A 26,683-nucleotide genomic window follows, 5' to 3' on the forward strand; every position below is an offset into this window, starting at 1 on the left:
CCTACAATTTTAAAAAGATGGCCACATCGGCCCAAAAAATTCCTGCAACAAAAATCATGGTACAGGTAATGAAAATGAGCAGCAGGGTCGACATCCCGCGTCGTGCCCCCCAGCCCAACAGAATCATCGGTACCAGGGTCAACAGCCCCGGCCAGCTTGGCAGCTGATGATCATCCAGGTGAGAGAAAACCAGAAAGGCACAAAGACCACCAAGAATAACGACAGCGGCCTCCTTGGTACGGATTGCCCAGTCAGGCAGATTATGTTGCTGGATAAAATCGACCGACCCGATGCCTTGACGATAACCGTATTCGAAGAAAACAATCCTGAACCAGAAGGGAAGAAAATTGAACAATACCAGAAATATCAATGGCGCCCAGATAATCCCCTTGACGGCCACAAGCAGAGCAATCCCCGCCGCCAGTGGTCTTAATCCACCCCAGAACAGGGCGTCTCCGATGGCCGCATAAGGCGCCGCGACAATCTCTTTGAAATCATCGATATCGATACTGCGGTCCTCGCCGTTGACAGCGCGTTCTTCTTCAAGCTTTAACACCGCTCCAGCAACCAATGGCGCCAGATAAGGATGGGTATTGAAATAACCGGCGTGGCGCATTGCTACGTCGCGCCATTTTTCTTCGGGATAGATTTTGCGTAATCCGGGGATCAGGGCAAAGAGAAAACCAAGCCCCTGCATCCGCTGATAATTCCAGCTAGCCTGAAGCAACAGCAAACGACACCAGACATGCAATCGTGTCCGCCAACCGAGACTCATGACTGCACCAGCCACATCAGCAACAAGGCCATCCCGAAGGAAGCACAAAACAGGGTGATCGAACGGCTGACATTAATGGTCCCAAGAATGACGGCCACCCCGATGAGCGGCAGTGCCAGTTGCAGCAACCCGGCGGAATACGACAGGGAAATCTGCAACCGGGGCCAGACCGGCGGAATCAGCAACAGGCCGCAAAGAACAATGGTGAGATAGGTCAGCAACGATGAAGCGGCAAAGCTCAGCAGGCCGCGCAGATGCAGGAGCTGCACTTGACCAAAAAGGCCGTTTTGCAGAGCCCGATCAGTCTGGATGAGAAGAATACTATTGTAATTGCGGGCGCGGTGCTCGAAATACTGCCCTACTTTACCGATCGGCAGAGCAATCAACAGACACAGGAGCATCAACTCGACCGTCAGGGCATCCAGCTGGCGGCCCAGGGCAATGCTTAAAACGGTGGCCGCAATAGCCACCTGGGTATCATCGGGGGGCACTGAGGCACCGACCGGCAAGCGCGCCAGCCACAATAACTCCACCATCACCCCGATCTGCAGACCGATCAGGGGTTCGCCCAACAGCAGACCCGCCAGGGGAGCTGCGACGATCGGCCGTGAGATGAGAATCTGCAGAATGGCCACCCGATCGAGACCGCAGACCAGCGCAACCATCCCTCCGATGAACAGCTCAAGCGCCATCAGTCCGCCTCCCGCCGACCGGGAATGAGCTGGCGCCAGGAGCGCTCAGTATCAGCAGGAATGCAGCGGGCGGTGATACTGACCCCTGCCTCTTCCAGCGATTTCAGATCGTCGAGATCTTTCAGAGCGAGAAAAACCGTACAACTGAAACGCGCTTTGCCCGCATCAGCGTGAAGGTTACCGAGGTTCAGCTGCTGGTAGTTCAAGCCCAGACGATAGGCCTGCAATGCATCAGCCGGAGTGCCGAACAGCAGCAGCACCCGATAGGAATCAAGGGTGCTGGTCAAAAGCAGTTGAACAGCGTCGGCGACCGTGGCAATTTCAACCCGCATACGGCTTGGAACCGAGGCCTTCATCATCAGTTTTTTCAAGGGATTGGCAGCAAGCACATCATTGGCAACGACGATACAGTTCGCCTGCACATGGGGAACCCAGGACTCAAGAACCTGCCCGTGAATAAGGCGATTATCAATGCGGGTCAATACCAGATTCATAGTCCATCCACCGGTTCACCACGAAGGCTAACGCAATAGCTCGCTGGGTCGAATGATCGCTGTCCGGGCATATTCTGCAAGCTGGGCAGCCAGATCATTGATATTACAGGTTGAGCGCAGGCCTGCCCCCTTGATCAGCATCGGCAGGTTCACCCCGGTGAGAATTTCAACCTGATCTTCTTCGAGCAGTTCAACACTGATATTGGTCGGCGTGCCGCCAAAAATATCGGTCAATATCAATACCCCATCACCATCACGTCCCACCCGCCTGAAAGCCTCAAAGAGCTGATCCCGGGCCGTATCAACTGCCGTGTCAGGTTCAATGTTGATCGTAGCCACGGCACTCAGTGGACCTAAAATCATTTCTGCCGCCCGGCATAGCTCGGCGGCCATGCGAGAGTGGGTAACGACCAGGATACCAATCATTTGTCACCCCTTGGCAACATCGCGATGACTGTGCTGGACCATCACATCGGCAACGGGAAAATGGCGGTACAGATCTTCCACAATCGACACACTGCGGTGACGGCCCCCGGTGCAGCCGATACCGATGGTCAGATAGCTTTTTCCTTCCTTGCGATAGTGCGGCAGCAAAAACATCAACATCCGATCAAGGTGATAGCGAAAATTACGGGCTTCCGGCTGGGACAGGACATAATCACGCACCCGTTGATCCAAGCCGGTCAAGGGTTGTAACTCAGGGATATAATGCGGGTTCGGCAAAAAACGCACATCAAACACCAGATCGGCAGCCAGGGGCAACCCATAGCGGTAGCCGAAGGACTCAATGTTGATAATCAAGCGCGCCGACTGATCCGTGCCGACAAATTCCAGGACCAGATCACGCAACTGGCGAACATTCAGATTACTGCTGTCAATGACCCTGCTGGCAGCATCACGCAACAGTTTCAGTTGGCGACGTTCATTTTCGACCCCCTGCTGTACGGTGCCGGCCTGGGCCAGAGGATGGGTGCGGCGGGTTTCCGAATAACGCCGCAACAACTCATCATCGTTCGCTTCAAAGAAGAGGATCTCAACCTGATGCCCGGCAGTGCGCAACCGTTCGAAGGTGCCGGCATGATCGACCAGAAAGGTGCGATTGCGGACATCGATAACAACGGCGATATCTGTTTGCTGACACAGCTCCAGGCGCGCCCGCTCCATAAAATCAGGGAGCATCACCAGCGGCAGGTTGTCGACGACAAAGAAACCCTGATCTTCCAACGCCCGCGCTGCGGTAGATTTGCCGGATCCGGAGAGACCGGTGATGACAATCAGGCGATTGTTCATTCGAGGTTCTCGCCGATGATAGAGTGAGCATGAAGATGGGCAGCTTCTGCCATTCGCTTCTCCAGCAGACCCTGAAACTCGCGCGCGCTGTGATAACCCATCTCTTTAAGCAGCTGGTTGCGCGCCGCTACCTCTACAATCGTACCAATATTTCGACCCGGAGCCACCGGAATCCGGACATAGGGCAATTCTACCCCATGGAGCTGGTAGGTAGTTTCATCAAGTCCGTGGCGATCGCAATCTTTATCATCCCCCCATTTGACCAGTTCCACCACCAGATCAATTTTTTTGCGTTCCCGCACCGAAGATACCCCGAACAGGTGTTTGATATTCAGGATCCCCAGGCCGCGGATCTCCATGTGGTAATGAAGCAGGTCCATCCCTTCGCCAAAAATGACCGACGGCAGTTTGAAGCGTACACGGATGACATCATCAGCCACCAGCCGATAACCGCGCAGCACCAGTTCCAGCGCACACTCACTTTTACCAATACCACTCTTGCCCTGAATCAGCACACCAATACCGAGCACATCAACCAGAACGCCGTGCAGGGTTGAGGTTGGAAGCAAACGTTCTTCCAGAAACCGGGTCAACAACGAGATAAAATCGGAACTGAGCAGCCGGGTTCTAAGCAGCGGTGTGCCAAAGCTTTCGGCCTGTTCAACAAGAAATTTGGGGATCGGCTGGTTTTTCGTGACGATCAGACAACAGACACGTCGCTGACACAGTTCACGCATTCGCTTTTCAGCCTCATCAGCAGGCATGTTGGCCAGGAAACTCAGTTCCGTCGAACCCAGCACCTGGATGCGGTCAGGATGCAGGCTGTCGCCAAAACCAGCCAGTGCCAGGCCGGGCTTCTGGATGCGCGGCAAAGAAATCAGAGTCTCCAGACCTGGCGCACCGGCCAGCAACTCCAGATCAAGGCCGGCTTCCTTTTCTTCGAGGATATCCCTGATGCTTAATGTTTGCATGGCATCAACACCTGATCAGCTGCCCCTGCAGCAGCCGTCATCACCGGATCCGACATTGAGGTCCTGTCGATCCCAGAGGTTACGGGGAAGTTTCGTTGGCAAGAATAATCTGATAAATCGCTGCAGCGTCCTTGGCAGCGAGCAACTGCTTACGAATATTGACATCTTTTAACAGCTTGGAAATGCGCGCCAGGGTTTTAAGATGAACGCCAACGGCTCCTTCAGGGGCAATCAACAGAAAAAACAGTTGCGCCAACTGGCCATCCATCGACTCAAAATCAACCCCCTTGGTGCTACGGGCAAAGACCAGCTGCAGCTCTCCAAGTTTGGCAATTTTTCCGTGGGGAATAGCGACACCATCTCCGATACCGGTACTACCGAGCTTCTCGCGCTCATGCAGCACCTCAAGAACCCTGTTGCGGTCCAGTTCCGGAACCAGGGCTACCAGGGTATCAGTCAACTCAGCAAGTACCTCCTTTTTGTCGGTAGCGCTAAGTTCGCTGATGATGGCCTGTGGATTCAATAGTTCCGAAATTTTCATCATTCTTATCTTTATCGCTCAAAAAGAAGACCAACTGTCGGGGCCGACGCACGATCGTGCGCCAACCCCGCGATCATGCTATTTTCCGTGTGGAACAATCAGACCATAATTACCATCTTTACGCCGATAAACAACATTCATCTCTTCGGAACGGTCATCGGTGAAAACCAGAAACTCTTTGTCGAGCAGATCCATCTGCATCACTGCCTCTTCAACCGACATCGGCTTGATAAAAAATGAATTGCTGCGGATGATTTCGGGCTCATTGTGTCCTTCATCAAAACTAGGGGCAGAATAAACGGTTTTTTCAATGCGCCGTTGAACCCCTTCACTGCCCTTGTGGTTTTTCAGTTTTTCCTTGTAGCGTTTGAGCTGACGCTCAATCTTGTCTACCATCAGATCAATAGCTGCATACATATCATCTTTTTCTTCAGCACTCTTCATGGTCAGCCCTTTGGCAACCATTGTCACCTCAGCGCGCTGATTAATCTTTTTCTGCACCGAAAGCACCACCTGGGCATCAATCGGCTCATCAATGTACTTTTTGACCCGCGCCAGCTTTTCTTCCACGTAGTCACGCAGGGGATCACTGCTCTCCATGTGTCTAAAAGTTACCGCAATTTGCATAAAGAACCTCCTCATTGCCGAGGGCTCTTCCATAGAGCCTCGTTTGCACTAGATTATAGCGCAATTATAAAAATTGCGCTGAAAGAGTCTGCCCATCAGCACCCGGCGATACGTTAAAACAGACGTTTGCGTTCCGTTGACGAGCCGATACCGAGCATTTCCCGATACTTGGTGACTGTCCGTCGGGCAATATCGATTTCCTGTTGCTGGAGCAGATCGACGATTTTCTGATCAGACAGGGGTTTTTTCGGATTTTCAGCAGCGACGATGTCCCTGATCTTGCTTTTAACGCTTTCCGAGGCGACCGCATCACCATCGCTGGTGTTGATGCCGCTGTTAAAAAAGAATTTTAATTCGAACAGCCCCTGTGGGGTCTGGACATATTTATTGGTCGTCACCCGACTAACAGTGGACTCGTGCATCTGGATATCTTCAGCCACATCGCGCAATACCATGGGCTTGAGATACTCTATACCTTTATCGAAAAAATCGCGCTGGAATTTGACGATACTCTGAGTCACCTTGTAAATCGTGCGCTGACGCTGATGGATGCTCTTGATCAGCCACACGGCACTGCGCATTTTATCCTGGATATAGTCGCCGGTCTGTTTATCAATTCCCTTCGATTCCATCAGGGCATTGCGATAAAAAGCGCTGATACGCAGGTTCGGCAGTCCTTCATCGTTCTGGGTAACGACATAATCATCACCAAGCTTGTGGATATAGATGTCAGGCACAATATAGTGTGCTTCTTCGTCGTTATAAGCACTGCCGGGACGCGGGTCAAGCTCAGATATCAGCTTGGTTGCAGCAAAAACTTCCTCAACCGGAAGTTTTAACGCCTTGGCAATCTGGGGGTACTTACGTGCTCCAAGCTCATCGATAAAATCACGTAATAACACTGCGGCCAGGGAGTCAGACAGCTCCAGGCGATCAAGTTGCAACAGCAGGCACTCCTGCAGATTGCGGCAGGCAACTCCTGGCGGGTCATAGGCCTGCACCCGTTGCAGGGCCGCTTGATAAACGGCAAGGTCAACCCCGGCTTGCTCGGCAAGCTCTTCCAGCGGGGTTTGCAGGTACCCGGCATCATCGAGGTTGCCGATAATATCTACGGCGGCATGATGTTCCGGCGCGGGGAGGGTTGAGAGGCCGAGCTGCCACAACAGATGGTCACTGAGGCGACGTGGCTGGGTCATGAGGCTTTCAAACGAAGGACGATCTTCCTGTTCTTCGTAGTTATCACGGGCATCATTGCTGCTACTGTTGAGGCTGTAACCCTCCAGATAGGTCTGCCAGTCGATGTCACCGACCCCATCCATTTCCCCGGAGAGCTCTTGTTCCGGCGACGACTCCGGCGTTGGCGTGACTTCATCCTCGACCCCGGTGCGGAGCGCTTCTTCCTTCTCCTCCTGGTGATCAATCCCCTCTTCCAGAACCGGATTTTCCGCAAGTTCCTCAGAAATTGCATCCACCAATTCCAGTCGTGACAGCTGCAGCAACTTGATCGCCTGCTGCAGCTGGGGGGTCATCACCAGTTGCTGGCTGAGTTTTACCTGAAGTCGAAGATCGAGTGCCATGGTTCCTTTTTAGTCCAAAGCTGATGGTTTTGCAAATCGGATCCGGCAACGCCGGAACAGATCATAAGGTAAACTTTTCTCCCAGATAGATCGCACGAGCTTCCGGGCTCGCCGCAATCTGTTCGGGTGTTCCGTACTCCAGCACCCGCCCCTGATTAAGGATATAACCGCGATCGCATACGCCGAGGGTTTCGCGCACATTATGGTCCGAAATAAGAATACCGATACCCCGACTTTTAAGATCAGAAATAATATGTTGAATGTCGATTACCGCGATCGGGTCAATACCGGCAAAAGGCTCATCCAGAAGCAAGAAGGCCGGTTTCAGGACCAGCGACCGGGCAATTTCCACCCGTCGGCGTTCGCCACCGGAGAGAGCGTAACCTTTCGAATCGCGGATATGGGCAATATTCAGATCGGCCAGTAACTGCTCTAACCGCTGTTGCTGCTCGGACTTATTCAACGGCAGGGTTTCTATAATTGCCAGCAGGTTTTCAGCAACCGTCAGCTTGCGAAAGACGGAAGGTTCCTGTGGCAGATAAGAGATCCCCGCCCGGGCTCGTTGATACATGGGCATCGCCGTCAACTCGGTCTGATCGAGAAAAATCTGTCCCTGATCCGGCGTTGCCAGCCCGACCACCATATAAAAGCTGGTGGTTTTACCGGCGCCATTGGGCCCAAGCAGGCCGATCACTTCACCAGAACTGACGGCCAGGTCGACCCCGGCTACCACTTCACGACCAGCGTAGGATTTATGCAAGTCAGTGGCGCGCAGCGTTCGTTTCACGGTGACTCCGGTTTCTTTTCCGGCAGGATGACGGCCCGCACTCGCCCGCTGTCCGTACTTCGGACAAGGCTACGATTTTGACCGATAAACAGGGTAATTTCATCGCCGGCAATGCGATTCTCACCCTGCACCACCTCGGCATTGCCGGATAAAATCAAGGTGTCCGCCGCCCGATCAAAAACGGCTTGGTTACCACGGGCATGACGCAATGGCTCTTCAATGCGCACACGACCTATGGCTTCAACGCGGCTGACGTCATTCTGGCCGTCAAAAATCACCGTCAGTTGATCGGTATAGAGGGTCATTTCCCCCTGCTGGGCAACAACATCGCCGCTGAATACCGATTTCTGCTCTTGCTGAAAAACTTCAAGCTGGTTTGAGGTGATCTCCAGCGGCTGACCAGAGTCCGCCGCAGCAAAAAAATCAACGGCCCCGGCGGTTAATGTCCAGGCAAAGACCAATAGCAGCAGACAATGAAGGATCAGATCAATTCTCACCTGAGTTCTCCTGTGGTTCCGGCAACAGCAGCATTCTGACATCTTTTTTTACCAGCATGGTGTTTTTTTGAAGATCAATCACCAGACCAACGCCGGTTAATTCCATCCTTGGTGCCTGATAATGGATCGGCGCTGCGGTTGACAATAGTCGCTGCTGATCCTGATAGCGCAGCGTTTCGGTCTGCAACCGTTCGCCACCTTCGCCGACAATGACAACGCCCCCCCAGACATCCACCTGACGGGTATCTTCCTGCAACTCGCCATGGTCAGCAGTCAGGCCCAGATCGCCAAAAGCTCCGGCCTCATAAAAAGTCAGCTGGACCGGCGTCAACCGGACCAGATTGCCGGCGCGCAGATACTCAGCACGATCGGCTACCAGGGTCCAGCGTTTACGTCCATCCTGGGTTTCTGTGTAGTTGAGATGATCTAACGCCAGATCAATCTCCGGAGACAGGGCTTCAAGGACCTCCTGCAGCGGCGCCTGTTGCAGGTGACGCCACACCACCAGGCCGAGCAGAATAACCGCCAGCAGAATCAGCAATGCCAGAATTCGGCGCACAGTCAACATGACTGCGCCACCTGCTGATTATGGCACACCGAGTGACTCACGGGGAAAAATAACGCGTCGTCTGCTCGGTCCACTGACCGCTGCCCTGCAGCAGCAGATCGCAGATTTCCCTGACCGCACCGCGACCTCCGCAGCGCCGGGTGACATAATCAACCTGCTCGGCCATTTGCGGAACGGCATCGGCAACGGTTGCGCTGAAACCAACACGACGGAGGATCGGCAGATCAATCAGGTCATCGCCGACATAGGCAACCTGATGATCCGCCAAGCCGGTCTGCTTGAGAATATCCAGATAGGGTTCGAGCTTAACCTTCGCTCCCTGATACAGAATAGTAATTCCCAATTCCTGGGCGCGGCGGCTGACAATGGCGGAGGTACGGCCGGTGATAATTCCAACCTGAAACCCGGCCCGCTGCAACATCTTCAAGCCGTGACCATCCTTGACATCAAAGGCTTTCAGCTCATTTCCCTGCTGATCATAAATAATGCGCCCATCGGTCATGACTCCATCGACATCCAGTAATAAAAGGTTGATGGCGGCAAGCTTTTCCTTCATCTCGACCTCCATCATACCACCCCGGCGCGCAGCAGATCGTGGAGATGAATGATACCAATCGGCACCTGACTCTGTTCGTCTTCAAAAACAAAGAGGGAGGTGATGGCATGTTGCTCCATGATCTGAAGCGCTTTGGCTGCCAGATTGCGGCGTAGAATCCGTTTGGGGGAAGTCGACATGGCAGCAGCAATAGGCAACTGCAGGGTCTCCAGCCCGCGCTCCATCATCCGCCGCAGATCGCCGTCGGTAAATACTCCGAGCAGTAAACCAGCAGCATCGATAACCCCGGTCACTCCGAGCTTTTTGCTGGTAATCTCAAACAGGGCGTCACGCAACAAGGTGTCCGGTGACACCAGGGGGATGTCACCGCCCTTGTGCATCAGATCCTCCACCCGCAGCAGCAGCTTTTTACCCAGCGCCCCACCGGGGTGGAACATGGCAAAATCTTCCGCCCTGAATCCCCGCTCATTGAGCAGGACCACCGCCAGGGCATCCCCCATAGCCAGCGTGGCGGTAGTACTTGCGGTCGGAGCCAACCCCAAGGGGCAGGCTTCTTCAGCAACACTGACATCAAGATGAACATCACCGGCAATCCCCAAGGTGCTGGTCGGCCTGCCCGACATGGCAATCAGGGGCAGCCCCATGCGCTTGATCACCGGCAGGATGCGACAGATCTCCTCGGTTTCACCGGAATAGGAGACGGCAATCACTACATCGCCACGCGATAACATCCCCAGATCACCATGAATTCCCTCGGCCGGGTGAAGAAAAAAGGTCGGTGTGCCGGTCGAGGCCATGGTGGCAGCGATCTTGTGACAGATCAGCCCGGACTTGCCCATGCCGGTTACGACAACCTTGCCCTCGCAGGCCAGAAGGATCTTGATCGCCTTGACAAAGTCTTCGTTCAACCGTTCTTTTAAGGCATGGACGGCATCGGCCTCAATCTGCAACACCTGACGGGCTATTTCCAGCATCTATTTATCACCTTGAGTTAGAGAGTCCTTGACCACGTCATCGATGGCCAACATCTGTTTTAACATTGTTTCGACCTGTGCCAACGGCAGAGAATTGGCGCCATCACACAGGGCCTGGTCGGGATTTTCATGTACCTCCCAGAACAGTCCGTCGATGCCGGTCGCTACCGCTGCCCGCGATAAGGCCCCAACAAACTGTCGCTGACCACCGGAGGAACCACCGGCACCACCAGGCAGTTGCACCGAGTGGGTCGCGTCAAAAATTACCGGGTAGCCCAACTGGCGCATGATCACCAGGGCGCGCATATCGCTGACCAGATTGTTGTAGCCGAAGGTCGCACCCCGCTCGGTCAGCAGAATCTGCCGATTCCCGGTTGAGACAACCTTGTTGACACCATGTTCCATGTCCCAGGGTGCAAGGAACTGCCCCTTTTTGATATTGATCGGTTTGCCCGTCTTCCCTGCTGCCACCAGCAAGTCGGTCTGGCGGCATAAAAAGGCCGGAATTTGTAACACATCGAGCACTTCTGCCGCCGCGTCAATCTGGCTGATATCATGGATATCTGAGAGGATCGGCAGCTCAAACTCCCGTTTGACCCGCGCCAGGATCCGCAATCCATGATCCATGCCCAAACCACGAAAGGAGGTCACCGCGGTGCGGTTGGCCTTGTCGTAAGAGGCCTTGAACACCAGTTCGCACCCAAGCCGGGTGGTGATGTCTTTCAGGCCCGAGGCAATACGTAAGGTCAGATCTTCGTTTTCAATGGCACAGGGGCCGGCAATAAGAACAAAAGGCTTATTACCGCCAAAACGTGTGCCGCCTACTGCAACCTGCTCCATTATGTTACTCCTGGCGCTCCTTTAAGCAGGCGCCGATAAAAGATTCAAACAAGGGGTGCGGCGCCATGGGGCGCGACTTGAACTCAGGGTGAAACTGACACCCCAGAAACCAGGGATGATCTTTAAGTTCGATAATCTCAACCAGATTGGAATCCGGATTGATTCCCGAACAGACCAGCCCACACCCTTTGAGTTGTTCCCGATAGCTATTATTAAATTCAAAACGGTGGCGATGGCGTTCAGAAATCTGCTCGAGGCCATAGATCCGCCGCGCCAGGGTGTCTTTTTCAAGGGCGCAGGGATACGCCCCGAGGCGCATGGTTCCCCCTTTACCCTTGACCTTTTTCTGTTCTTCCATGATATGGATAACCGGGTTTGCCGCCTGTTCATGAAATTCGGATGAGTGAGCATCGTCGATCACGCAAACATGGCGGGAAAACTCGACAACGGCCATCTGCATCCCCAGGCAGATCCCGAAAAAAGGCACTTTATTGGTCCGCGCATAGTGAATAGCTGAGATCTTTCCCTCACTGCCACGTTCACCAAAACCTCCGGGCACCAGAATACCGTCGACATCGTTGAACATGCCGTCAATGCCATGGCGCTCCAGGGCCTCAGAATCAACATACTTCAAATTGACGCGACAGTCGTTGGCAATACCGCCATGAATCAGGGCTTCAGCTAGCGATTTGTAACTTTCGGTCAGATCGACATACTTGCCGACGATGGCAATGGTAATACTCTCTGAAGGGTGTTTGACCCGCTCAACAATCCGTTCCCAATCAGACAGATCAGGTGACTTGGTCCAGATATTCAGATAATTGATGATCCGCTCGTCCAGCCCTTGATCATGAAAAGCGGTCGGCACCTCGTAGATGGTTTCCACGTCGCGGGCAGTGATAACCGCCTCTTCAGGCACATTACAGAACAGGGCAATCTTGGCCTTCATATCACGGGGAATTTCTCGGTCACAGCGACACAGCAGAATATCAGGCTGAATACCGATCTCACGCAGATCCTTGACACTGTGCTGGGTCGGCTTGGTTTTCAGTTCACCGGCGGTAGCAATGTAAGGCACCAGGGTCAGGTGGATATAGAGAACATTGTCCCGCCCGCGATCAACGCGGAACTGGCGAATGGCCTCAAGAAAAGGCAAGGATTCGATATCGCCAACCGTGCCCCCGACCTCAACAATGGCCAGATCGACACCTTTGACATTGTCGAGAATTTTCTGTTTGATCTCGTTGGTGATGTGCGGAATAACCTGCACCGTTCCACCCAGATAATCGCCACGGCGTTCCTTGCGGATGACGGAGTCGTAGATCTGGCCGGTGGTAAAATTGGACTTGCGTGACAAGGTGGCGGTGGTATAACGCTCATAGTGCCCGAGGTCGAGATCGGTTTCGGCACCATCGTCAGTGACAAACACCTCACCGTGTTGAAACGGGCTCATGGTGCCGGGGTCTACATTAATATAAGGATCCATCTTCTGCATCGAAACCTTTAAGCCCCGCGCCTCCATCAATGCGCCAATCGAAGCGGCGGACAACCCCTTGCCAAGAGAAGAAACAACCCCGCCGGTCACGAATATAAATTTTGTCTTCATGTGGAACCTTTTATCCCCAATAACTAGTAGTATCCTGTTTTACACCAAAGGCGTGATTCTACACACAAACAGAACCGAAAGAAACCCTGAACTGTAAAAATGAATCAGCCCTGGTATAAAAAGTAACCAGCTGTTTTAATTCTTTTTTTGTAACCATTCAGCTATGGCCTTGCGCAGGGTCGGGGGTCCTGTGGCAAGGGTGTTTGTCGCCATGGATGGCGACAACAAGCGGTCATGGATGACGAACAGCGCCCCTTGACATAGGATCCCCGATCCGGTGCTGAACAGATACGTTTTTTTTATTAGACATCAACTTTTCTACGCGCTCCAGATCAGCCGGCGTATCCACTCCGTGGCTATCCCACTCCGTCTCGGCAACATACAGGCGTACTCCCCGTTCCAGCGCTCGCAACTGCTCCAGTCGCTCCAATTGTTCCAGCGGAGTTTCGGGCCAGCGCGGATAATCAAGCAGCAGGGTGCGACGATAGACATAAAGACCGATATGACGCCACACCGCAAGCTGGGGCAGCTGATCTGCCAACTCTTCTTTTTTCAGATCCCGCGGCCAGGGGATCGGTGCACGGGAAAAATACAGGGCATAGCCGGCCAGATCCCTGACCACCTTGACCACGTTGGGGCTGAAAAAATCTTCCGGGCAGGTCAGGCGCGCTGCCAGTGTTCCCATCTCGATATCATCATGATCGAGTAGCGGCCGTATCGCCTGATCAATCATCTGCGACTGAATCAGGGGCTCATCCCCCTGCACATTAACGATCAGGCCACTGTCCAGGGTCTCGGCAACCTCCGCCAGACGATCGGTGCCGGTCGGATGATCCTCACGGGTCAACATCGCCTCACCACCGAACCCTTGTACGCACTCCAGGATCCGCTGATCGTCGGTGGCGACAACAACCCGATCAACCAGTTCAGCTGCAGCAACCTGCCGATAAACATGCTGAATCATCGGCAGCCCCTGCAGCAGAGCCAGCGGTTTGCCGGGAAAGCGGGTAGAAGAAAAACGAGCGGGAATGATTGCTGTGACATTATTGGTCATCAGTAGGCTATCCTTCATATGAGAGGACTAGTCGCTATAAGGCTGATAAAGTCGTGCGATGCGCTTGGCCAGAGAAAAGATCTGTTTAAACTTATCCGTTATCTCAAATTCCAACTGTAAAAGCTTCAGACGTTCGGTATCGCTGGCAGCCATACTCGCTACCTGGCGGCGAAAAGCACCCTCAACCGCCTCATTGACTTCGCGCCGCATTCCCAGAAGCTCCTGCGCCGGGGCGCTGTCATTGTCGTTGACAGCGCGCACCGCCAATTCCACAGCCGTGTAGACATAGGCATGCAGCCGTCCCAGCAGGTCTCTGATCTGAGCCCCCGGGCGCAACGGAAGTTGGGCTATTTTAAAACCCGTCTCAACCAGCTCCGACTCGATAACATCACCAATCCGCTCGAGGGTATCAGCAGCCTGGCTCAGCAGATAATAGTCATGGGCCTGGTCCTCGGTCAGTTCCTTTTTCCCCAGCATGGAGAGATAATTGATAATTTCAGTGTGGAGCAGATCAATGACATCATCGCGCCGTTGGACCTCCCGGAACAGCTGATTATCGTTCTTTTGCAACGCCGGCCAGATGGTTTCAGTCATCTGTACCACTTCCTGCCCCAACCGGCCGATCTCCATGCGCACCAGATTCAGGGCCGCCGCCGGGGTATCCAGCAGACGCTCATCGAGATATTTAGGGACCACAACCGGGGTCTTGTCCAGGTCCTTCCGTTCCGGCACCAGAACCATCGCCAACCTGGCAAAAAAAGGCGCCAGGGCAATAAAAATAAAGGTATTTAGAACGTTGAAGAGGGTGTTGGCGTTAGCAATCTGGCGCGGGGCTTCTGCCGCCAGCCGATCCATCCCCTGCAGTTCACCATACTGGGGTGACAAGGCCACCGTCAGGGCCGCCAACTGGTCAACAAAACCGAGCCACAACAGCACCCCCGCGACATTGAACAGCACATGGATGGTAGCAGCGCGCAGGGCAACCAGGGGTTTACCGATGGTCGCCAGCATCGCAGTCACACAGGTGCCGATATTGGCCCCCAACGCCAGGGTGATACCGGCCGGCAGTGATATAAACCCCTGACTGGCCATAATGATGACCAGACCTGTGGTCGCCGCTGACGACTGAATCAGAGCCGTGAAAAGCGCGCCGACCAACAAGCCAATGAACGGGCTTTCCATTCCCACCATCCATTCAAGAAACGGCGGATAGGCACGCAACGGTACCATGGCATCAGTCATGATCCCCATACCGAAAAAAATCAACCCCAAACCCAGCAACATTCCACCGTAATGACGAAACTGCTCACGCCGGGCAAAGGTCAACATGGCAAAACCGGCAGCCACCAACGACAAGGCATAGGTTGAAACATTAAAGGCAATAATCTGTGCGGTGACCGTCGAACCGATGTTGGCACCCATAATGACACCAACCGACTGACTCAGGGACATCACCCCGGCACTGACAAAGCCCACGACCAGAACGGTCGTCACCGAAGAGGACTGGAGCATGGCCGTTGTCAGCGCTCCGACCAGGGCACCACTGAAACGGTTATTGGTTAAGCGCTCCAGGCATGACTGTAAACGTGATCCTGCCGCGGCCTTGAGGGATTCAGTCAACCGATCAAGCCCGAGCAAAAACAGCGCCAACCCACCAAAAAGACCCATCAACATAGCCCCCCATGAGAATCCTTGCGCTTCTGCCACACCAAGACTTGCAGCTGCCGGGGCGGCAGCGAGTATCAGCATAAGCAGACAGGCGATGGAGGGGGCTCGGGCTATCATCATTTACTCTGGAAGAAAAGTTCTCCACGGAAACGACCGAATCCACAGACCAAATCAGAAAGACAAGACACGTTCATCGGGTCGTCTCTTTGATTGAGGGCGGCTTTGCTGCAATAAATACCCTTCCGTCTGTTTCCGTGATTTCTGTGGCTCGGGAAGCCGTTTTTAGGTTTTTGAGTTTAAGCTGTTTGTTGTTACTCAATCAACATGAGAATGATAACAGAGAAGCGGGATGCAACGATAAATGATTGTGAATCACTCAAGCTGATTTATTGCTCAGGCGGGGAGCAACAGCCTGGGCGATAACCAGCAGAGCGGTGAGCAACAGACAGACATGGGCAAACAGATCACCAAAGCGCGTATAAAAGGTCGGCGCTGCGCCAAGCCCGACCTTGCCGGAGAGCTGCAAGGTCTCAAAAATCGGCCCGGACAGAACCACCTCACCGCTGGGAGCGATCAGGGCGGAGATCCCGGTGTTGGCGGAGCGGGCCAGCCAGATGCGGTTTTCGATCGCGCGAAAACGCGCCATGGCAAGATGCTGATAAGGGGCAGACGAGCGGCCAAACCAGGCATCATTGGTGATATTGACCAGCAAATCCACGCCCTGATGTAGATGCTGACGCGCCAGATAGGGGAAAATAACTTCATAGCACACCAGCACGCCGACATGATGTTCGCCTAGCGGTAATGGAACTATTGTGCCGGGGACAAAATCGCCTACCCCTACCACCAGCTTGTCGACAAAGGAAAGCAAACGGCCTAATGGCACGTATTCACCAAAAGGGACCAGATGAACCTTGTCAGAGCGCCCCTGCCGCAACCCATCACTGCCAATCAAAAAAGCGCTGTTCAGATACTGGTATTCGCCATGGGGCGCTCGTTGATAAGCCGGAGTACCCACCAGCAGCGGCACCCCGCTATGCTTGGGCAGATCATGAACCTGGGCCGCCAATGGCGAGGGATCCTGCAGATAAAAGGGGGTGGCTGCTTCCGGCCAGATCAACAGATCAGGGTGCTCCGCCAGGGCCTGCCTTGACAGGGACAGGTAACGAGTAATCGTCTCCTGCTGCAACGCCGGATCCCACTTTTGTGACTGTTCAACGTTCCCCTGTATCAGCGCAACGGTTAACTGCTCGGGGCGTTCATCGGATAACTGTCCCGAACGCCAGACGCCATAGCCGAAATGACTGATCAGCAACAACGCCACTCCGCCCGCCGCCCAGCGGCTAAACAACTGTGTGGGCTGCGCAACAAGTTGGGCGATCAACGCATTAACCGTGATCAGCATCAGCCCCACCCCATAAACGCCTGTGACATCGGCACTCTGGATCGCCAGGCTGAAATTCTGCTGGGAATAGCCGATCAAGGCCCAGGGAAAACCGGTCAACAGCCAGCCGCGTAAAAACTCAAGGGCCACCCAGATGACCGGCAGACTGAGCAGAACAGGAAGGCCCAGGCGCTGATGAGTGCGCCAGGCAAGCCAGGTGGCAGAACCGAAAAACAGCGCCAGGTAGGCAACAAGCAACAGATAGGCACCCAACGAGGAGAACGGATCAAGACCACCGAAGGTGGTCATAACGATGTTCAACCAGTAAAGAACAACAGCAAAAAATGTCGCCCCGGCCGCAAAACCACTGGCAAACGGTCGTTTTTCCATGACCAGCAGCAGGGGCACCAGGGCCACCCAGGCAAGTGGATAAAGATCGGGACGGGGAAAGGACAGAGCCAGCAATCCGCCGGACAAGGCTGCGACCAGCAGGGTCTTATCAATCTGCATCATCACCCGGTTCTGACGACAACGGAAAAATTCGGATCTGCTGAATCGAGCGCTGATCTCCTTTTTCGATCAGCATATCGAACTGGCCAACGCGAATTTTTTTACCCACCACCGGTACCTGGCCAAATTGCTCAATAACGTAGCCGCTGATCGTATCGAATTTTTCTCGCTCTACCTCAACGTCAAAATATTCTTCGAACTCTTCAATATTGAGGCGGCCATTGACGACTACGGTACCATCGGGATCTGCGATCAACCACTCTTCCTCCAGATCGTATTCGTCCTGGATATCTCCAACGATCTCTTCGATCAGATCCTCAATCGTAATCAAGCCGGCGGTACCGCCGTACTCATCGATAACAATGGCAATATGCACCCGCGTTTCACGAAACTCCCGCAGCAACACACTCACCTGTTTCGACTCGGGAACCAGAAATGGCTGGCGCAGAACCGTTTCCAACGGGATGTTATCGAGGGACTGACCCCAATAGGGCAGAAGGTCTTTGGCATAAACCAGACCGATGATGTTGTCGATATTGCCTTTGAAGATCGGGATACGAGAGTGTCCGGACTGCAGAATAGCCTCAAGCACCTGGGTCAGGGGTGCGGCGGCATCAACGCAGACCATGTCGGTGCGTGGCACCATGATTTCACGCAGATAGGTTTCATCAAGCTCCAGGATCGACTGAAGCATATCCCCCTCTTCTTCATCAATGATGCCACGTTGTTCTGATTCATCAATCAGTTGCTGCAACTCCTCTTCGCTCCCTGCCGAAGCGCGCCTGTTTAACCGGCCCAGAAGGCGTTGCAGCAGCCCTTGTCGTCCTTTTCCATCGCCCGTGTCCACCTTGTATTCATTCTCCTTGTGTTGTGTTGTGTAGAGGTCCAATTTACCTGTCACCTGTCACCTGTCACCTGTCACCTGTCAGCGGAAATTGTTCAATCAGTTGGGCAAAAATTTCCCGTTCACGCTGTTCCATTTCCTGCGCCTGTTGGACGCTGCCGCGTTCGTGGTCGTAACCCAGCAGATGCAAGATTCCATGCACCAGCAGAAACCACAGTTCATGCTCAAAAGGAATCCCGGCGGCAGCGGCGTCCCCGGCAGCACGTTCCGCAGAAATAACCACATCGCCGAGCAACTGCGGCTGCACCCCCGCTCCCAATCCTTCCTGCATGGCAAAGGAGATGACGTTGGTCGGACGATCGCGCTGGAGAAAATCGCGATTGATCTGCTGAATCCCGGCATTGTCGACAATCAGAATCGACAGCTCAGCGTCAGGCTTCGCGCAGATATTTAAGGTCTGCTGTGCTATCTTGCGTAGCGACCGCTTCAAAATCCGATACCGGCGCTGGCGATTTTCGATCTGAATTCGCATGATTCCCCTTATTGCTTTTATCCCGCGCGGCAGGGCTGTCATTGCCATCCGTTTTGACTTTGACAATGTGAACCGGCTCCGGATAATCAACCCGGTGATGGAAAGAACTCGACAAGACCCGGGTAAAACTCTTGGCAATTTCGTTGAGGTCGCGCAGGGTCAGATCGCACTCGTTAAGCTGACCATCAATAAAGATGTTGTTGATCAACTTCTTAACCATGCCCTGAATCCGTGCCGGGGTCGGATCGGCGAGGGTACGGCTGGCGGCTTCCACTGCATCGGCGAGCATAATCAGGGCGGCTTCCCGGGTTTGGGGTTTGGGGCCATGATAGCGGTAATCGCGCTCGTCGACTTGCTGAACTCCGGGATCGGCAAGGGATTTGGCCCGGTCGTAGAAGAATTTGATCAGCGCCGTACCATGATGCTGCTTGATAATGTCGATCAACTCGGAGCCTAATTTGTTCTCCCGCGCCAGATCGACGCCGTCTTTGACGTGGGAGGTCAGGATCAAGGCACTCATAGAGGGCGCCAGTTTGTCGTGCTTATTGCGTTGACCGCCGGTATTTTCAATAAAATAAAGGGGCTTACGGATCTTGCCGATATCGTGGTAGTAGGCCGCCACGCGCGCCAACAGCGGATTGGCACGAATTGCTTCGGCCGCGGATTCGGCCAGATTCCCCACCAGAATCGAATGGTGATAGGTACCCGGCGCCTGAATCATCAACTGGCGAAGAACCGGCGCATTCATATTAGCCAACTCCAGCAACTTGATATCTGTCGTATATTTGAACAGCGATTCGACCAGCGGGATGGTGCCGTTGACAATGACCGCACTGATCATCCCCCCGGCAAAACCGAATCCGATCCGATACAGGAGTTGCAGATCGGCCGCCCGCCCGGTAAGCAAATGCAGACCGATCAACATAGCCATATTGGTCAGACCGATCCACAAGCCGGCCCGATAAAGAGTGGTTCGTTGCTGACAATGCCGCACCCCATGAGCACCGACAATGCTACCGACCAGCGCATAAAACGCCACCAGCAAGCTATTACCGAACAGCACCCCGGCCAGCACAGCAGAACAGATAGCCACGATAAAAGCGGTTTCCGAGTTAAGCACAATCCGCACCAGCATGGCCGCCAGAGCAAAAGGAATAGCATAGTAGTAGGTAATGGCATCGATCGAAGACAACACCGTTCCCATACCGGCAGAAACAAAAATCGACACCTTGATAAGAACAAAGTGAGCAATCAGCACCGTCCCCAGAAACAGCAGGTCGCGGCGGTCCGGATTAAATTTACTGATGTTTCCTTGCGCAAAAACAAAACCGACAAAAATCAGCAGCATGATACAGATCAGTAAACCGACGGCACTCTGGAGGGTATGGCTGCTGCGTCCTGATTCACGCAACGATTGCAGCTTGAGAATCTGGTCGGCACTTATGCGCTCCCCTTCACGCACCACCATCTCCCCCTTTTTTATCTGGAAGAGTACCGGCGTCACCTGACTGGATGCGTGCAGGCGGCGCTGCCGGGTTTCCTCTTGGTCCAGTACCAGGTTGGGCCGCAACTGTTGCTGTACCAACTTGAGCAGCACCTGCTGTTGGGCACTGCTCAGTGCATCAAGACCGGCCAAATGGCCTTCTGCTTGCTGAAGAACAATGTTGAGGCCAACCACCCGCTCAGACCATTGGGGGGACGGCAAACGCTCCTGATCGCGCTCAAGCAAAACAATCCCTGCCTGCCAATCATCCAGAAAGCTCTGCAGACTGGCGCTAATCGGACGTTCGAACAACGGTTTCAGCAGAGTAATGATCCGTCCGACCAGTTCCCGGTCGAGGGGAAGATCAAGCAACGGCCCATAATCATCACTGGTAAGGGGAATGCCAAAATCAGCTTCAAGGCGCGGCAACAGATCCTGGGCAGGATCCAGATCGACTTCTTCCTGACGCTGGGACAAAAACACCAGCCCGCGTTCCAGCCGCTCAATGGCCTGTCCAGCGACACTCGCATCGTAACGATAGACCAGGGGCACAGCGCGTGCCGCAGCATCACGTTTGGCCCGCGTCAATTCGACATCTTCGACCAGCATATCCCGGGGCGATTTGATATCCCGCGGGGCCACATCCCCGGGTGAAAAAGAGGCGGGGATCAAGCCGCCCTTGGGGACAATGATAACAGCCAGCAATAGTGCTACTGCGAGCAGTACCCACTTGCGCAACTGTACCGGACTGCTCCAGAACCGCCATTCCTGCCAGGAGCTGGAACGACTACGCCCCCCGGTTTTGGTTTTCTTATCTTTAGTCATGAATCCTCGGATCAGTCAGGCGCGTTGATTCCGGCAGGGCGAGGCGGTAGCTCCTCGGTTTTTGCAGAGGTTTTTTGCTCAGCGCGCTGATAAGCCTGGACGATCGCCTGAACAATGGGATGACGAACAACATCAAGGTCACTGAAGTAGGTAAAAGCAATGTCGGGAACATTGCGTAACACGTCGGTGGCATGTAACAGTCCCGAACCGGTCCCACGCGGCAGGTCAATCTGGGTGACATCGCCGGTAATCACCGCGCGACTGCCAAACCCGATGCGCGTCAAAAACATTTTCATCTGCTCCGCCGTGGTATTCTGTGCTTCATCAAGAATAACAAAAGCATCATTGAGGGTCCGCCCGCGCATAAAGGCCAGCGGCGCTACCTCAACCACGCCGGTATCAACCAAAGCACGCGCCTTATCCAGCTCAAGCATATCATATAAAGCATCGTACAGCGGTCGCAGGTAAGGATTGACCTTCTCAGCCAGATCCCCGGGGAGAAAACCCAGCTTCTCCCCCGCTTCAACTGCCGGGCGCACCAGCATAATGCGGCTCACTTCCTTGCGCATGAGGGCAGCCACCCCCATGGCCATGGCGAGATAGGTTTTGCCGGTGCCCGCCGGTCCAATGCCGAAAACCACAGTCTTGCTGCGTATCTGGTCGATATAACTTTTTTGCGCCAGACTTTTCGGGGCAATCAGCTTGTTGCGCGCCGAAACAAAAACCGTGTCATAAAAAATATCACGCAGGTTGGTTGAAGAATCGGTCGACAGGATGCGAATGGCATAGTCGATATCGGTGGGATACAGAGGCATATCATCGCGCAACAACGCACAGAGTTCTTCGAGCAGGCGGTAGCCGACTTGTACCTGTTCCGGGTTGCCGGACAACTGCAGTACCGTCCCCTGGCTCCCGAGGCGAATCCCGAGTTTCTTCTCTATCAGCCTGAGGTTCTGATTCTGCTGGCCGAACAACTGGGCTGCCAACGCAGCATTGCCGACATCAAAGGATTGGCGAGGGGTCATATGTGGTATGTGGGTGCATCAATTATTTGAATAATCACGACGGAAATTTAGCATCAAATGAAACCTTAATGCAAGGGGCGGAAAAATTCAGGATGGTCATGCCAAAGGGGGGGGTGTTCATCCCGCTTTTTTTGCTGACTGCCCGCGCGTCGCCCCTTGCGAGGGGCAGATATCTGCTATATAGTCCCTGCTTTGGACAAACAACCATAATACAGCGGCAGACGCTTGCTGCCTGTTTCATTTTATATTCATTCAAAGGGCCAAAATATGAGCGAAGACACAAAAAAAATCATCTACTCGATGATGCGCGTCAGCAAAAACTACAACAAGCAGCCAATCATCAAGGACATTTCCCTGTCCTATTATTATGGTGCCAAAATCGGGGTGCTCGGTCTGAACGGTTCGGGTAAATCGACCCTGTTACGGATCATGGCCGGGGTCGACACGGAATTTAACGGTGAGGTTGCCCTGTCTGCCGGCTATACGGTCGGCTATCTGGAACAAGAGCCGCAGCTCGATGAGAGTAAGACCGTGCGTGAAATTGTCCAGGAAGGGGTGCAAGAAGTCGTTGATCTGCTGGCGGAATTTGAAGCCATCAATAACGCTTTTGCTGATCCTGACTGCGACATGGACAAACTGCTGGAACGCCAGGCCAAGGTGCAGGATCAACTCGATGCCGCTGATGCCTGGGAACTTGATTCACGTCTGGAGTTAGCAGAGGAAGCCTTACGTTGTCCCCCCCCGGAGACCTCGATCAAGGTGCTTTCCGGTGGGGAAAAGCGCCGCGTCGCCCTGTGCCGCTTGCTGTTGCAAAAACCAGACATTCTGCTGCTGGATGAACCGACCAACCACCTTGATGCCGAAACCGTCAACTGGCTCGAGCAGCACCTGCAACGCTACCAGGGCACCGTCATCGCTGTCACTCACGACCGCTATTTTCTTGACAATGTCGCCGGCTGGATCCTCGAGCTCGACCGCGGCCACGGCATTCCGTGGAAAGGCAACTACTCAAGCTGGCTGGAGCAGAAGCAGGAACGCCTGCGGCGCGAGGAAAAATCCGAAAGCAAGCGTCAGCAGACCCTGCAACGCGAGCTCGAGTGGATCCGCATGTCGCCCAAAGGGCGTCAGGCCAAATCCAAGGCGCGCATCACCTCCTACGAAAAACTCCTCGGCAACGCTGCCCAGGAAAAGGAAAAACAGCTGGAACTCTATATTCCGTCAGGGCCACGGCTGGGAGACCTGGTGGTTGAAGCGCAGCAGATCAGCAAGGGGTTCGACGAACGCCTGCTCATCGACAAGCTAAGCTTCCGCTTACCTCCCGGTGGCATCGTTGGTGTCATTGGCCCCAACGGCGCCGGCAAATCAACCCTGTTCAAGATGATTATCGGCGAAGAACAGCCCGACAGCGGCAGCTTCAAGGTCGGCGAATCAGTACGTCTGGGCTATGTCGACCAGAGCCGGAAACTCAACCCTGACAAAACCATCTGGGAAGAGATCTGCGATGGTCAGGATATTATCCAGATGGGTGGCGTTTCCGTCAATTCCCGCGCTTATGTCGCCCGCTTCAACTTCTCCGGCTCCGATCAGCAGAAAAAGGTCGGCGTACTCTCCGGTGGCGAGCGCAACCGTGTTCATCTGGCCAAGATGCTGCGCGAAGAGGCCAACGTTCTGCTGCTGGACGAACCAACCAACGATCTCGATGTTAACACCCTGCGGGCGCTGGAGGAAGGACTGGAAAACTTTGCCGGTTGCGCAGTCATTATCAGCCACGATCGCTGGTTTTTAGACCGCATCGCCACCCATATTCTCGCATTTGAAGGGGATTCACAGGTGGTGTGGTTTGAGGGGAACTATTCCGATTACGAAGCCGACCGCAAACGTCGCCTCGGCAAGGAGGCCGATCAGCCCCATCGGATCAGGTATCGCAACTTGACTCGGCAGTAAACAAACACATTCAGGCGGAAAAACACAGCTGTCCAGGGAAAGCGCGCTTTATTTTTTCAACCTGATCCGAGCCGTAACCGATTGACGCGCCATGCCCCCACACCGGTCCCGGCCAGGCCGGATCGTTCTGCCTGCGACCAACATGGTGCAGGTGTAACTGGCTGACCACATTGCCCAATGCGCCGATATTCAGCTTGTCAAACTGGAAGTGGTTCGCCATCCACACGGATACCTGATGACTCTCGCGCCATAACTGGTCACGATCAGCCGGCTCAAGCTGATAAATTTCAGTGATACCCTCACGTCTGGGGACCAGAATCAACCAGGGGTAATGGGCGTTGTTCGACAGCAGCAGTTCACACAAGGTCAGGCTTGCAACCGGAAAGGTATCGCGCTGCAAACGCTCATCGAGCCTGAATACAGGCTTGGTTCCAAGCGAATTTCTCATATTTTTCTTATCAACCAGCACTGATGTATACGCGGATTACGGGCGAAATCTGCAGGCAAGGTCGATGCCGTGATGTTTTCCAGGGAAAGGTCATCAAAAGCCTCGACCGCCATCTGGAAGGTGCGCAGGTTGGTGGAAAAAATCAGTTGTCCACCATCGGCCAGCAACCGCAAGGTGTGACGCAGCAGCTCAACATGGTCACGTTGCACATCAAAGGTGGTTGCCATCGATTTGGAGTTGGAGAAGGACGGTGGATCAAGAAAGATCAGGTCAAAGACCCCGGCACGGTGCGTCTGCGCCTGTTCCAGCCAGGCCAGGCAATCAGCCTGAACAAATTCCTGGCGGTTGCCGGGGAAACCATTTAGTTCGATATTCCTGCGCGCCCAGTCAAGATAGGTACGCGACATATCGACCGTTGTCGTCGCCGAGGCTCCCCCTTTAAGGGCATGAACCGTTGCTGCTCCGGTATAGCCAAAGAGGTTGAGAAAACGCTTGCCGGCCGCCATGGACTGAATCTTCCGGCGCGTCATACGGTGATCAAGAAACAGGCCGGTATCGAGGTAATCGGTCAAGTTCACCAGAAACCGGCAATTACCTTCATGGACCTCTTTCAATATTCCGCGACGGGCCTGCTTTTCGTACTGATCGGTGCCCTTTTGCTGCCGGCGAACTTTCAGATGAATCTGATCCGGGGTAATGTCCAGTACCCGTGGCAACGCAGCAAGAACGTCGCGGATGCGCTCGGCGGCCTTGTCCGGATCGATGCTGCTCGGCGCACGATATTCCTGCAGATGCACCTCGTCACCATAAAGATCCACTGCCACTGCGTATTCCGGCAGGTCAGCATCGTACAGACGGTAGCAATCAACCCCTTCACGCTGCGCCCACTTGCCAAGTTTCTTCAGATTTTTGCGCAAGCGGTTGGCAAACATTTCTGCTCCCGCCGACAGAGGCTTCCGGGCCACCCGTTGCGCCTTCTCGCTCAGGGATTGCCAGTGATTATCGGCGTTTAAAACAAACTGCAGGAGCTGACATTTCAACGCGCCGTTATAAAGCACATTGATCTTGTCAGCGCGCAGGCCGATGGCCCGGCCCAACTCCTGCTCACTGGTAATCACCCCAGCGTGCCACCCCGGGCATTGCTGCGCCATCACCTGACCCAGCTGGTTATACAGGGGCGCCAGCTCATCGCTGTTGCCAAGGCGCTCGCCGTAGGGCGGATTGGCAATCAACAGACCGCTGCGTACGCCGGAAGGAGGAACAAACTCGTCCAGGCGGCGGCGCTCAAAATGAATCAGTTTATCCATCCCCGCCTGACGGGCGTGATCCCAGGCCGCACGAATCGCCCGCGGATCGGCATCATAACCAATAATCGGCACCTTCAGCACGGCGATGCCAACCTGGTGTTTCTCATCGGCAGCCTGCCGTACCTCCTGCCAGATGGCATCCTGGTGCTGTTTCCATCCCAGAAAGCCGTAATAGGTACGCAACAATCCCGGAGCCGTGTTGGTTGCCATCAGCGCCGCTTCCAGCGGCAACGTGCCGGAACCACAGAGGGGATCAACCAGGGCGCCCCCGGCCGCACTAATCTGCGGCCAACCGCAACGCAACAACATCCCGGCGGCGAGGTTTTCTTTCAGCGGAGCATGGACACCGTCAACACGGTAACCACGGCGGTGCAAACTTTCACCGGACAGATCAAGGCTCAAACTTGCCTGATCCTGATAGAGATAGAGATTCAGGCGAACGTCAGGGCGCTCGAGGCTCACAGATGGACGTGCCCCGGTGCGGACCCGGAATTGATCGACGATAGCGTCCTTGGTTTTCTGTTCGGCATAGCGCGAGTGGGTTATCTGCGATTTGCTGGTGGCACAGTCGATCGCCAGGGTTGAATCTGCATCCATGTGTTCCGACCAATCGACACCCTGCACCCCGGCATAGAGCTGATCAGGATCCGCGGCGGCAAACTGTGTCAGCGGCAACAAGACCCGACTGGCCAGACGCGACCACATACAGATCCGATAGGCATCGGCCAGACTGCCGTGACAACGGACCCCGGCCCGCTCCTGCTTAACCTCATCCAAACCAAGGCCGAGCAACTCCTCAACCAGCAGTGGTTCCAGTCCGAGGGCGGCGGTGACAAATAATGATTGTTTGTTGTTTTTCATCGT

The 26,683-nt window shown here is 54.3% G+C and carries 25 protein-coding genes and 1 pseudogene; 1 reads left to right on the plus strand and 25 read right to left on the minus strand.

The window, feature by feature from the left end:
- Position 1 precedes the first annotated feature (1 nt).
- From ICT70_RS13270 to ICT70_RS13380, 23 genes and pseudogenes are all read right to left on the minus strand, one after another.
- Positions 2 to 775: a PTS system mannose/fructose/sorbose family transporter subunit IID gene (locus tag ICT70_RS13270; RefSeq protein WP_191157432.1), complete on the minus strand. Its 774-nt coding sequence runs from the start codon at positions 773 to 775 to the stop codon at positions 2 to 4.
- Positions 772 to 1,467 (minus strand): PTS sugar transporter subunit IIC, encoded by a 696-nt coding sequence (locus tag ICT70_RS13275; RefSeq protein WP_191157434.1) that lies wholly within the window; start codon positions 1,465 to 1,467, stop codon positions 772 to 774. Before ICT70_RS13275 ends, ICT70_RS13270 begins: the two co-directional genes overlap by 4 nt.
- The gene (locus tag ICT70_RS13280; protein WP_191157436.1) at positions 1,467 to 1,961 is read right to left on the minus strand and encodes a PTS sugar transporter subunit IIB; all 495 of its coding nucleotides are present in this window, start codon (positions 1,959 to 1,961) and stop codon (positions 1,467 to 1,469) included. Before ICT70_RS13280 ends, ICT70_RS13275 begins: the two co-directional genes overlap by 1 nt.
- 27 nt (positions 1,962 to 1,988) lie before the next feature.
- Positions 1,989 to 2,387: a PTS sugar transporter subunit IIA gene (locus ICT70_RS13285; RefSeq protein WP_191157438.1), complete on the minus strand. Its 399-nt coding sequence runs from the start codon at positions 2,385 to 2,387 to the stop codon at positions 1,989 to 1,991.
- A 3-nt stretch (positions 2,388 to 2,390) separates the two neighbouring features.
- A complete protein-coding gene (gene rapZ, locus ICT70_RS13290; RefSeq protein WP_191157440.1) occupies positions 2,391 to 3,251 on the minus strand; it encodes an RNase adapter RapZ in 861 nt (286 codons plus the stop codon).
- On the minus strand, positions 3,248 to 4,222 hold the full coding sequence (gene hprK, locus ICT70_RS13295) for an HPr(Ser) kinase/phosphatase (RefSeq protein WP_191157442.1): 975 nt from the start codon (positions 4,220 to 4,222) through the stop codon (positions 3,248 to 3,250). Before hprK ends, rapZ begins: the two co-directional genes overlap by 4 nt.
- 79 nt (positions 4,223 to 4,301) lie before the next feature.
- Positions 4,302 to 4,766, minus strand: coding sequence for a PTS sugar transporter subunit IIA (locus ICT70_RS13300; protein ID WP_224747058.1), 465 nt, complete (start codon positions 4,764 to 4,766; stop codon positions 4,302 to 4,304).
- Between the two features lie 75 nt (positions 4,767 to 4,841).
- On the minus strand, positions 4,842 to 5,390 hold the full coding sequence (hpf, locus tag ICT70_RS13305) for a ribosome hibernation-promoting factor, HPF/YfiA family (RefSeq protein WP_191157445.1): 549 nt from the start codon (positions 5,388 to 5,390) through the stop codon (positions 4,842 to 4,844).
- A gap of 113 nt (positions 5,391 to 5,503) precedes the next feature.
- Positions 5,504 to 6,967: an RNA polymerase factor sigma-54 gene (rpoN, locus tag ICT70_RS13310; RefSeq protein WP_191157447.1), complete on the minus strand. Its 1,464-nt coding sequence runs from the start codon at positions 6,965 to 6,967 to the stop codon at positions 5,504 to 5,506.
- A gap of 61 nt (positions 6,968 to 7,028) precedes the next feature.
- Positions 7,029 to 7,754, minus strand: coding sequence for an LPS export ABC transporter ATP-binding protein (lptB, locus tag ICT70_RS13315; RefSeq protein WP_191157449.1), 726 nt, complete (start codon positions 7,752 to 7,754; stop codon positions 7,029 to 7,031).
- The gene (gene lptA, locus ICT70_RS13320; protein ID WP_191157451.1) at positions 7,751 to 8,251 is read right to left on the minus strand and encodes a lipopolysaccharide transport periplasmic protein LptA; all 501 of its coding nucleotides are present in this window, start codon (positions 8,249 to 8,251) and stop codon (positions 7,751 to 7,753) included. Before lptA ends, lptB begins: the two co-directional genes overlap by 4 nt.
- The gene (gene lptC, locus ICT70_RS13325) at positions 8,241 to 8,819 is read right to left on the minus strand and encodes an LPS export ABC transporter periplasmic protein LptC (protein WP_191157453.1); all 579 of its coding nucleotides are present in this window, start codon (positions 8,817 to 8,819) and stop codon (positions 8,241 to 8,243) included. The genes lptA and lptC overlap by 11 nt, the downstream gene beginning before the upstream one ends.
- Before the next feature lie 37 nt (positions 8,820 to 8,856).
- Entirely contained in the window at positions 8,857 to 9,375 is a 519-nt protein-coding gene (locus ICT70_RS13330) for a KdsC family phosphatase (protein WP_191157454.1), read from the minus strand.
- An 11-nt stretch (positions 9,376 to 9,386) separates the two neighbouring features.
- On the minus strand, positions 9,387 to 10,349 hold the full coding sequence (locus ICT70_RS13335; RefSeq protein ID WP_191157457.1) for a KpsF/GutQ family sugar-phosphate isomerase: 963 nt from the start codon (positions 10,347 to 10,349) through the stop codon (positions 9,387 to 9,389).
- Complete coding sequence (gene kdsA, locus ICT70_RS13340; RefSeq protein ID WP_191157510.1) at positions 10,350 to 11,192, minus strand: 3-deoxy-8-phosphooctulonate synthase; 843 nt, start codon at positions 11,190 to 11,192, stop codon at positions 10,350 to 10,352. It abuts the gene before it with no gap.
- A 1-nt stretch (position 11,193) separates the two neighbouring features.
- Entirely contained in the window at positions 11,194 to 12,795 is a 1,602-nt protein-coding gene (locus ICT70_RS13345) for a CTP synthase (RefSeq protein ID WP_191157458.1), read from the minus strand.
- Positions 12,796 to 13,102: 307 nt separating this feature from the next.
- Positions 13,103 to 13,849, minus strand: a pseudogene (kdsB, locus tag ICT70_RS13350) (3-deoxy-manno-octulosonate cytidylyltransferase); the annotation flags it as partial.
- A gap of 27 nt (positions 13,850 to 13,876) precedes the next feature.
- Positions 13,877 to 15,637 carry a Na/Pi cotransporter family protein gene (locus ICT70_RS13355; protein WP_224747061.1) on the minus strand — a complete coding sequence of 587 codons (1,761 nt, stop codon included), beginning with the start codon at positions 15,635 to 15,637 and terminating at the stop codon, positions 13,877 to 13,879.
- A 256-nt stretch (positions 15,638 to 15,893) separates the two neighbouring features.
- The gene (gene lnt, locus ICT70_RS13360) at positions 15,894 to 17,414 is read right to left on the minus strand and encodes an apolipoprotein N-acyltransferase (protein ID WP_191157460.1); all 1,521 of its coding nucleotides are present in this window, start codon (positions 17,412 to 17,414) and stop codon (positions 15,894 to 15,896) included.
- Positions 17,401 to 18,312 carry a hemolysin family protein gene (locus ICT70_RS13365; protein WP_337906862.1) on the minus strand — a complete coding sequence of 304 codons (912 nt, stop codon included), beginning with the start codon at positions 18,310 to 18,312 and terminating at the stop codon, positions 17,401 to 17,403. The genes lnt and ICT70_RS13365 overlap by 14 nt, the downstream gene beginning before the upstream one ends.
- Before the next feature lie 10 nt (positions 18,313 to 18,322).
- Positions 18,323 to 18,745: an rRNA maturation RNase YbeY gene (gene ybeY, locus ICT70_RS13370; RefSeq protein WP_337906863.1), complete on the minus strand. Its 423-nt coding sequence runs from the start codon at positions 18,743 to 18,745 to the stop codon at positions 18,323 to 18,325.
- A complete protein-coding gene (locus tag ICT70_RS13375; RefSeq protein WP_191157462.1) occupies positions 18,687 to 21,095 on the minus strand; it encodes an HD family phosphohydrolase in 2,409 nt (802 codons plus the stop codon). The genes ybeY and ICT70_RS13375 overlap by 59 nt, the downstream gene beginning before the upstream one ends.
- 11 nt (positions 21,096 to 21,106) lie before the next feature.
- Positions 21,107 to 22,120: a PhoH family protein gene (locus ICT70_RS13380; protein ID WP_191157463.1), complete on the minus strand. Its 1,014-nt coding sequence runs from the start codon at positions 22,118 to 22,120 to the stop codon at positions 21,107 to 21,109.
- 267 nt (positions 22,121 to 22,387) lie between these two features.
- Between ICT70_RS13380 and ettA the strand changes: the two genes are divergently transcribed.
- Complete coding sequence (gene ettA / locus ICT70_RS13385; RefSeq protein WP_191157465.1) at positions 22,388 to 24,064, plus strand: energy-dependent translational throttle protein EttA; 1,677 nt, start codon at positions 22,388 to 22,390, stop codon at positions 24,062 to 24,064.
- 10 nt (positions 24,065 to 24,074) lie between these two features.
- Here ettA and ICT70_RS13390 read toward each other — a convergent pair whose 3' ends face one another.
- Positions 24,075 to 24,512, minus strand: coding sequence for an HIT domain-containing protein (locus ICT70_RS13390; RefSeq protein ID WP_191157467.1), 438 nt, complete (start codon positions 24,510 to 24,512; stop codon positions 24,075 to 24,077).
- Positions 24,509 to 26,680, minus strand: coding sequence for a bifunctional 23S rRNA (guanine(2069)-N(7))-methyltransferase RlmK/23S rRNA (guanine(2445)-N(2))-methyltransferase RlmL (gene rlmKL, locus ICT70_RS13395; protein WP_191157469.1), 2,172 nt, complete (start codon positions 26,678 to 26,680; stop codon positions 24,509 to 24,511). Before rlmKL ends, ICT70_RS13390 begins: the two co-directional genes overlap by 4 nt.
- Positions 26,681 to 26,683: the final 3 nt, after the last annotated feature.

Source organism: Pelovirga terrestris (genome assembly GCF_014773365.1).
In the GTDB taxonomy this organism is placed as follows: Bacteria; Desulfobacterota; Desulfuromonadia; order Desulfuromonadales; family Geopsychrobacteraceae; genus Pelovirga; species Pelovirga terrestris.